Below are 7340 nucleotides of genomic sequence, written 5' to 3' on the forward strand. Positions count from 1 at the left end.
ATAAATAGCCGCAATCGCGGCCTTCTGATCGCCTTGAACAAAGTAAAACTGTGCCGCCTGTCCCCCGCGATGTTTGAGAAGATCATTGAAACAAATCCTGAGGCCCAGCGCGTTGTCTGGAACAATATGCGCAAACAGACCTTTCGCGCGATTGACCATTCTGCCGATCTGGCCAAGAAACATGCATTGGAAAAACTGGTTTCGTTCATCTTTGAATGCAAACGTCGCCAGACCATAACCGTGTTGGAAAATTCCGTGATCATCCCCGTACGACGCGTTGATCTGGCCGAATATCTGGGGATGCAGCCCGAAACCGTCAGCCGCTGTTTCAAAGACCTCGAAGATCGTGGAGTTATTGAATTCAACGGTATTTCCAACATTAAACTGCTGGAAATACCGATCTTGCGACGCATAGCGAATGGAGACAGAAATGCAAATGGTATCCACCGCACAAATCAAAACAAAATCAAAATCCTTAGCTATGGCTGAAACTGGCAAGACCGGCGTCCTGCTGATCAATCTGGGCACACCCGAGGCCACAGATTACCAATCGATGCGCCGCTATCTGAAACAGTTCCTGTCCGACAAGCGTGTGGTCGAATCCAGTGGCCCGATCTGGTGGCTGGTTCTGAACGGGATCATCCTGCGCAAGCGACCCAAAACCAGCGGACGGGCCTATGATCTGATCTGGAACAATAATCTGGATGAATCCCCGCTTAAAACCGTCACTCGCTCGCAATCTGACGCCCTTGCCCAGACCTTTGCAGGCACAGAAAATGTGCTGGTGGATTGGGCGATGCGTTACGGTGCCCCGTCTATTGACGATGTGATCAAACGCATGACCGATCAGGGCTGCACCCGCATTCTGCTATTTCCGCTCTATCCGCAATATAGTGACGCGACCACCGGCACCGCGATGGACAATGTGTTTGATGTCCTGAAATCCATGCGCCATCAGCCAACGATCCGCACCGTGGCCCCCTATTACAACCACCCCGCCCATATCAAGGCGCTGGCCGACAGCATCCGCACCCATCACGCATCGCTGGACTGGACATCCGACGTGACCATCGCATCGCTGCACGGTCTGCCGGTTGATTTCATCAAAAAAGGTGATCCGTATCAGGACCATTGCGAGGCCACAGTCGCCTTGTTGCGTCAGGAATTGGGGTTTGACGACCGGCAATTGTTGCTGACCTATCAGTCCCGTTCTGGACGCACGGTTTGGATGACGCCGGACACCGAAGATATTGCCATTGGGTTGGCGCGTGACGGCATCAAAAACCTGACAATAGTCGCGCCCGGGTTCGCCACCGATTGCATTGAAACACTGGAAGAATTGCACATCCGTGCGCATGATAAATTCATAGCGGCGGGCGGCGAGAACTGCTCGGTAGTGCCTTGCCTGAATGATGCCCCCCTCTCAATCAACATGTTGAAAACGCTAATTAACGAAAATCTTGGCGGTTGGGCCTAAGCTGGGCTGTTAACACCCTGTTACCTCGACAATTACCATCTCGTAATGCCACTGGGCGTCGCGACTGTTTTCTGGGATTTCAAGATTCTGTAGCTGGCTGATCTTGAGGGATGCAAAATGGGACAGTAATGCCCGTTGATGCGCTCGCGATAATGAATCTGCTTCATTGGTGAAATAGGTGAGCTTTCCACCGGGTTTCAGCAACTTTGCGGCTGGCGCAAAGAAGTTCTGCGCAAATGTCGCTTGCGTCGCCAGACTTTCCAGCAATTCGGCCTTGGTTAGCGGATAGGTGTGAAACAGAATGCCATCATACTTCTGGCCTTCTTCAAGGCTCCCAACAGCATCTTCCCACAGGCTCTCGATCAGACGGATATCTTTGTTTAGCCGACATACACTGAATTATCGGGCGGCCAATGCGGCGGGGCAGTTGCTGGCCGAACGAAAAGTCACCACAGCTGGTTTGGGTGATGATCTGCCCTATTTGCAATTCCTGCTCTGTTACCAATTGAACTGGGGCTTCAGATATATTGGCGGGCACTACCCTGTCAGTAAACGGGTCTTGCAGACCTATGGCGATCAATATCGTTTTGTCACCTTGTTGCGCAACCCAGTCGAGCGCTGGAAATCCGAATTCATCTTTCAGTCAGGGTTGCGCGACCATAATGAAACAGCCAACACCATGTCGCTCGAGGACGCGTTTGACGGTGTCATATCCTCGAACCTTGGCCTGTTGATGGGCACAATGATGAATTCCATGTGACCAGCCAATACCCCGCCACCCCTGACGAGGCGGCAAATCTGGTTGGGGCTGCCAGTGAAACACTTGCTTTGTACTCCGTGGTGGGCACCGTCGATAAGATCGATACATTTCGGGCGAATTTTAAGCTGACGACAAATGCCAGCATTAAAGTGCCGCGTAAAAACCAAAGCCACGATCTGTATCGGGGGCGCAATCACGAACGGTTATCCCTGATTAAGGAATTCCTGAACCGCAAAGACACAGGCGCTGTTATTGCCAGCTTGTGTGCCGCTGATATGTCGCTATTTCACGATTTTGATCAAGCCGAGTAGCTTGTCTTTTCCGTATATCCGCAATAGTGAAAAAGCCCCAAAGCCCGCTGCCAATAATAACCCTACCCCGTTTGCTGCCAACGGGCTGATTATAGCCAGCCCGCTGATTCCGGCCACTGACAATACCACAGCCAACCCGAATGCATAGTTTTGGCTACGCCAGTAAAATCCAGTAAATTTTGCGACGATTATGGTCGTTGCCACTAGGATAAGTGTTTCCATAAACACTTTGGCCATCGCAATGCCCATCAACCCATATCCAATTTCGTAGGCCAGATAGACCAATCCGACATATATGCCCCCACCCAATAACTTGGTGACGAAAAACCAGCCTCCTTTGTCCAGACCAATCAAAACATAGGCGCAGAAAATTGTAGGGATGGTTAGAACATCCCCCAACAACCATAATCGCTGCATTTCAACGGCCTGTGAGAATGTGGATGAATACAGCAATGGTAATTTCCAGTCAGACATCGCCGCTATCAAAAACCGGATTGGTGACGCGATGAAAAAACCGATTTCGGTTTGTTTGTTCACCAGAAAACAAATGCGGCGTGGCTGGTCGCTGACAGCCGCTAATCTGGGGTAATAATCTGCCTGCGACGCCAAGAATAAAAATCCGATGTAGTGAACCGACAGTGTGAATACTGCCTGAAACAGCCCCACTTCAGATGGGCCGCCATGGCGCACGATGATAGCCTGTATTGCGATCAAAGACAGCGTATTTACACTTGTGGTTCCCATAAATGTTAGGCCAAGAGCGCAAAAACTCTTCCACACATGCGGCAGGCTGCCCGGTTCCAACCGGCCCAATGGCGGGAACCGCCGCATCCCTAGAACCCAGACAACCGCAAGATTTGCAACTGGTATAAGCAGGACCAGTACCACAATGCTATCCATACCGTATTGATAGACAATCAATATACCACAGCCCGTTGCAATCAATGAACCCAGTATCTTGTAAAGCGCCACAGCGCGAATGTGATGCAGCCCCTGCAATACGGCTAGCCGCGAGCCGGCGAGAAGCGAAACCAGAACACCAATTCCAAGCAAACCAACTTCGGCCACGTGTATTCCATCGGGGAATATCATCTCAGTGATTTCGCCAGACAGCAGCCAAATCACACAGAACGCAATGACACCCAGTAGAAGATTGCCTGTTTTCAAAGCTCACCGGATGTCGGATAACTGTTCGGGACTTTCGGCCACTTTGGCAACTTGCCGGATGCCGCTGGAATTAAACCCAATCCCGAACATCGCCACCCCGGCGTTTTGTACAACAAGGAATATACCATAAAGGCCTACCCCCGCAGGCCCAAGCAACACGGCTATAAATTTCAGCCGGACAATGCCGATTAGAATGCTAATCACAGATGCAGCACCCATAATTGCCATTACGCCCGCAATTTTCTTGCCGATATTCGCAGCATTAGAATTGTTTGTGGATAGTTTGTTAAGCTCGGGCTTCATTACAACTTCGCTAATAATAGTACAAAATGGCTTTCACAAAAACCCACGTATGTGCAGCTATCTCGTATATATACAGCTATACAGCGTGTTGTCACGCTAGCCGCCTTCCAATCAGCGCATGTTCTGTGAAATCCTTCCAGAGGCATCAGTCAGGCATTGCAGTTTGCAAAATCAGATCGTTAGGATACCGATCAAACACCAGCCCAAAAATTGACGATGACGCTTCCATTTATTGAGTAGCTCGCGTTAGCGGGTACGTGCTATCAACAGCTGCACCACCGGACCAACCGCCTTAACAATTTCCCCAACTCCAATTGCATTGGGATGGATACCATCCGTTTGCATATATTTTCTCGCCGGAATTTTTGCGGAATCCTCCAGTAGTGGTGTGAAAAAGTTTGCCAGAAACAGGGTGCTGTATTCTTCGGCAAGCTCGGGATAGAGTGCATCAAACTTAGCCTTATAATCGGGCCCGAAATTCCCCGGCGCGGGCATTCCGACCAACACCACAGGCAATCCGCGGCCCGTCGCAACATCCAGAATTGCAGCAATATTCGCACGAGTTTCCGCGGGGTCAATGCCCCGCAGGATGTCGTTGCCACCTAAGATCACTATCAGTGCCTGCACGTCCGGCGTCAGGGTCCAGTCTATGCGTGCCCGCCCGCCCGCTGTGGTATCACCTGACACGCCTGCATTCAGAATCCGCACATCTTCGCCTTGCGCTTTTAGCCAGTTTTCCAACTGTGGCACAAACCCTTCCTTAATCGCCAACCCGTAGCCTTGGGTCAGGCTGTCACCAAGCGCCGCAATGACAACGGGTTCCGCCGATGCCATCGATGGCACAGACAAAACAATTGTCGCAATCAGCAACTTGAAGCAGCGGATAAATACCCCATATAGGTTGGCAACACTTTCACAAAGAATGGTGGCCATGTCAGATACAATCCTAGCGCTGAAAAACATCCGGCTTAGCCTTTCAGCCAATGCCGGTGACGTTGAAATTCTGCGCGATATATCTCTGGATGTCGCCCGCGGTGAAACATTGGGGCTGGTTGGGCCGTCGGGGTCTGGCAAATCATCTCTCCTGATGCTTATGGGCGGGCTGGAACAGACCACCAGTGGCGAGGTGCGCGCCCTTGGTCATAACCTGACTGATATGAACGAGGATGCACTTGCCCGCTTTCGTCGTAACCATATGGGCATTGTATTTCAATCTTTCCACCTTATTCCAACTATGACTGCGCTGGAAAATGTCGCAACCCCGCTGGAACTCGCGGGCGTTTCGGACGCGTTCGAGCGGGCCGAGGCCGAATTGCGCAGTCTGGGCCTTGGTGCGCGAATTGATCATTATCCATCGCAAATGTCTGGCGGCGAACAGCAGAGGGTTGCGCTGGCCCGTGCCTCGGCACCGCGCCCCGAAATATTGCTGGCGGATGAGCCCACCGGCAATCTGGACGAAACCACAGGCGCGTCAATCATCGACGCGATGCTTGGCCTGCGAGAGCAACATGGCACAACCATCGTTCTGGTTACCCACGCCGCAGAGCTGGCAGCGCGTTGTGACCGCATTGTGCGGCTGCGTGATGGGCAGATCGAGGGTCAGACCAAGCAAAAGGCCGCAGAATGAGCCTGCGGGTTGCAACAAAGATCGCGCGGCGTGAATTGCGTGGTGGGCTACGAGGGTTTCGTATTTTTCTGGCCTGCCTTCTGCTGGGTGTAGGCGCGATTGCCGCCGTTGGAACGGTGCGCGTCAGCATCGAGCAAGGCTTGCAGCAAGAGGGCGCAACGATACTGGGTGGAGATGCCGAAGTTTCCTTTAGCCACCGGTCTGCTGGCGACGAGGAGAAAATCTGGCTGGCCAATACAGCCCAGAGTCTGTCTGAAATCATCGACTTTCGCTCGATGGCGGTGGTGGATCGGGACGGCACAATTGAAACCGGCCTGACCCAGATCAAAGCCATTGATGCCGCCTATCCCCTGTATGGTGCGGTGGTCCTGAAACCGGACATCCCGTTGGCAGATGCATTGGCGCAAAAAGACGGCATTAACGGTGCGGTGATGCAGCAAATCCTGATTGACCGGCTGGGTTTGACTATTGGTGATCAATTCCGGCTGGGCGAGCAGTTGTTCCGGCTGACGGCTGCGCTGATACGTGAACCTGACAGTGCTGGCAGTGGCTTTGGCCTTGGCCCGCGCACCATTGTTAGGACCGAGTCGCTGGAGCAATCCGGCCTGATCCAACCCGGTTCTCTGTTCTCGGTGCATTACCGGATGTTGCTGGCCCAAAACACCAACCTTGATCAGCTGAAATCCGAAGCCGAAGATATGTTCAGCACCCGTGGCCTGCGTTGGCGCGACAGCCGCAATGGTGCTCCGGGCATCCAGTTATTTGTTGAACGTATCGCATCATTTCTGGTTATTGTCGGCCTTGCCGGTCTTGCCATTGGCGGGGTCGGGGTTTCGGCCGCTGTGCGCTCGTATCTGGGGGGCAAAACCGCCACCATTGCCACGCTGAAAACACTGGGTGCGGACGGGTGCACCATTTTTCAGGTCTATATGATCCAGATCGGAGTTCTTACTGTTCTGGGCGTTGGGCTGGGGGTCATCTTTGGTGCGTTGGTGCCGCTTGCCTTTGCCCCGTTGATCACCGCAAGCCTGCCAATCCCTGCCGATTTTGTCCTACATTTCGAGCCACTGTTTCAGGCGGCAGCTTACGGGTTTCTAACGGCTATCCTGTTCACTCTGTGGCCATTGGCCAAAGCCCGCGATGTGCGCGCGGCAACCCTGTTTCGCGACGCCGCAGGGCACATCAGCGCATGGCCCCGCCGCCGGTATATTGTGATGACAGGTCTGGTATTGACCGCACTGATCGGCGTCATCATCCTGTTTTCCGAAATTCCTAACCTCGCGCTTTGGGCTACGGGCGGGATTATCGCAGCACTTTTATTATTGATGCTGGCTGCCATGGGCCTACGCCAACTCGCTGGCTGGATAGCGCGTTCCAGATGGGTGCGCGGGAAACCTATGCTGCGTCTTTCGTTTGGCGCAATTGGCGGGCCCGGCAGCGAAGCTGTGCCAGTGGTCCTTTCACTGGGGCTGGGCCTGACTGTGTTGGCTGCCATCGGCCAGATTGACACCAACCTGCGCCACGCCATTGCCCGCGACCTGCCCGCAGTTGCGCCTGCGTATTTCTTTATCGATATCCAGAAGGATCAGTTGGATCCGTTCCTGACTCGCGCACGATCCGATCCTGGTGTGACGCAAGTCGATACCGCCCCGATGCTGCGTGGTGTGATTGCCCGGATCAACGATGTTCCCGCCA

The 7340-nt window shown here is 53.2% G+C and carries 9 protein-coding genes; 6 read left to right on the forward strand and 3 right to left on the reverse strand.

What is annotated here, in order from left to right:
* From ACWB12_RS05605 to ACWB12_RS05620, 4 genes are all read left to right on the forward strand, one after another.
* Positions 1-489: Crp/Fnr family transcriptional regulator (locus tag ACWB12_RS05605; protein WP_479529081.1), on the forward strand; the 489-nt coding region annotated here is incomplete at its 5' end.
* Positions 431-1477 (forward strand): ferrochelatase, encoded by a 1047-nt coding sequence (gene hemH, locus ACWB12_RS05610; RefSeq protein ID WP_479529082.1) that lies wholly within the window; start codon positions 431-433, stop codon positions 1475-1477. The genes ACWB12_RS05605 and hemH, both read left to right, overlap by 59 nt.
* A gap of 376 nt (positions 1478-1853) precedes the next feature.
* Positions 1854-2237, forward strand: a complete 384-nt coding sequence (locus ACWB12_RS05615; protein ID WP_479529083.1) for a hypothetical protein — start codon at positions 1854-1856, stop codon at positions 2235-2237.
* Complete coding sequence (locus ACWB12_RS05620) at positions 2234-2548, forward strand: hypothetical protein (protein ID WP_479529084.1); 315 nt, start codon at positions 2234-2236, stop codon at positions 2546-2548. Before ACWB12_RS05615 ends, ACWB12_RS05620 begins: the two co-directional genes overlap by 4 nt.
* Here the strand turns inward: ACWB12_RS05620 and ACWB12_RS05625 are convergent.
* From ACWB12_RS05625 to ACWB12_RS05635, 3 genes are all read right to left on the reverse strand, one after another.
* Positions 2519-3715 carry an oligosaccharide flippase family protein gene (locus ACWB12_RS05625; protein WP_479529085.1) on the reverse strand — a complete coding sequence of 399 codons (1197 nt, stop codon included), beginning with the start codon at positions 3713-3715 and terminating at the stop codon, positions 2519-2521. The two genes, ACWB12_RS05620 and ACWB12_RS05625, sit on opposite strands and share 30 nt — an antisense overlap.
* Positions 3716-3718: 3 nt before the next feature.
* The gene (locus ACWB12_RS05630; RefSeq protein ID WP_479529086.1) at positions 3719-4018 is read right to left on the reverse strand and encodes a hypothetical protein; all 300 of its coding nucleotides are present in this window, start codon (positions 4016-4018) and stop codon (positions 3719-3721) included.
* A 246-nt stretch (positions 4019-4264) separates the two neighbouring features.
* Positions 4265-4951, reverse strand: a complete 687-nt coding sequence (locus ACWB12_RS05635) for an arylesterase (RefSeq protein ID WP_479529087.1) — start codon at positions 4949-4951, stop codon at positions 4265-4267.
* Between ACWB12_RS05635 and ACWB12_RS05640 the strand changes: the two genes are divergently transcribed.
* Together ACWB12_RS05640 and ACWB12_RS05645 are read left to right on the forward strand one after the other, a co-directional pair.
* A complete protein-coding gene (locus ACWB12_RS05640) occupies positions 4950-5645 on the forward strand; it encodes an ABC transporter ATP-binding protein (RefSeq protein ID WP_479529088.1) in 696 nt (231 codons plus the stop codon). The genes ACWB12_RS05635 and ACWB12_RS05640 overlap by 2 nt on opposite strands.
* Positions 5642-7340: ABC transporter permease (locus ACWB12_RS05645; protein ID WP_479529089.1), on the forward strand; the 1699-nt coding region annotated here is incomplete at its 3' end. The genes ACWB12_RS05640 and ACWB12_RS05645, both read left to right, overlap by 4 nt.

The sequence above is a fragment of the Profundibacter sp. genome (genome assembly GCF_056498605.1).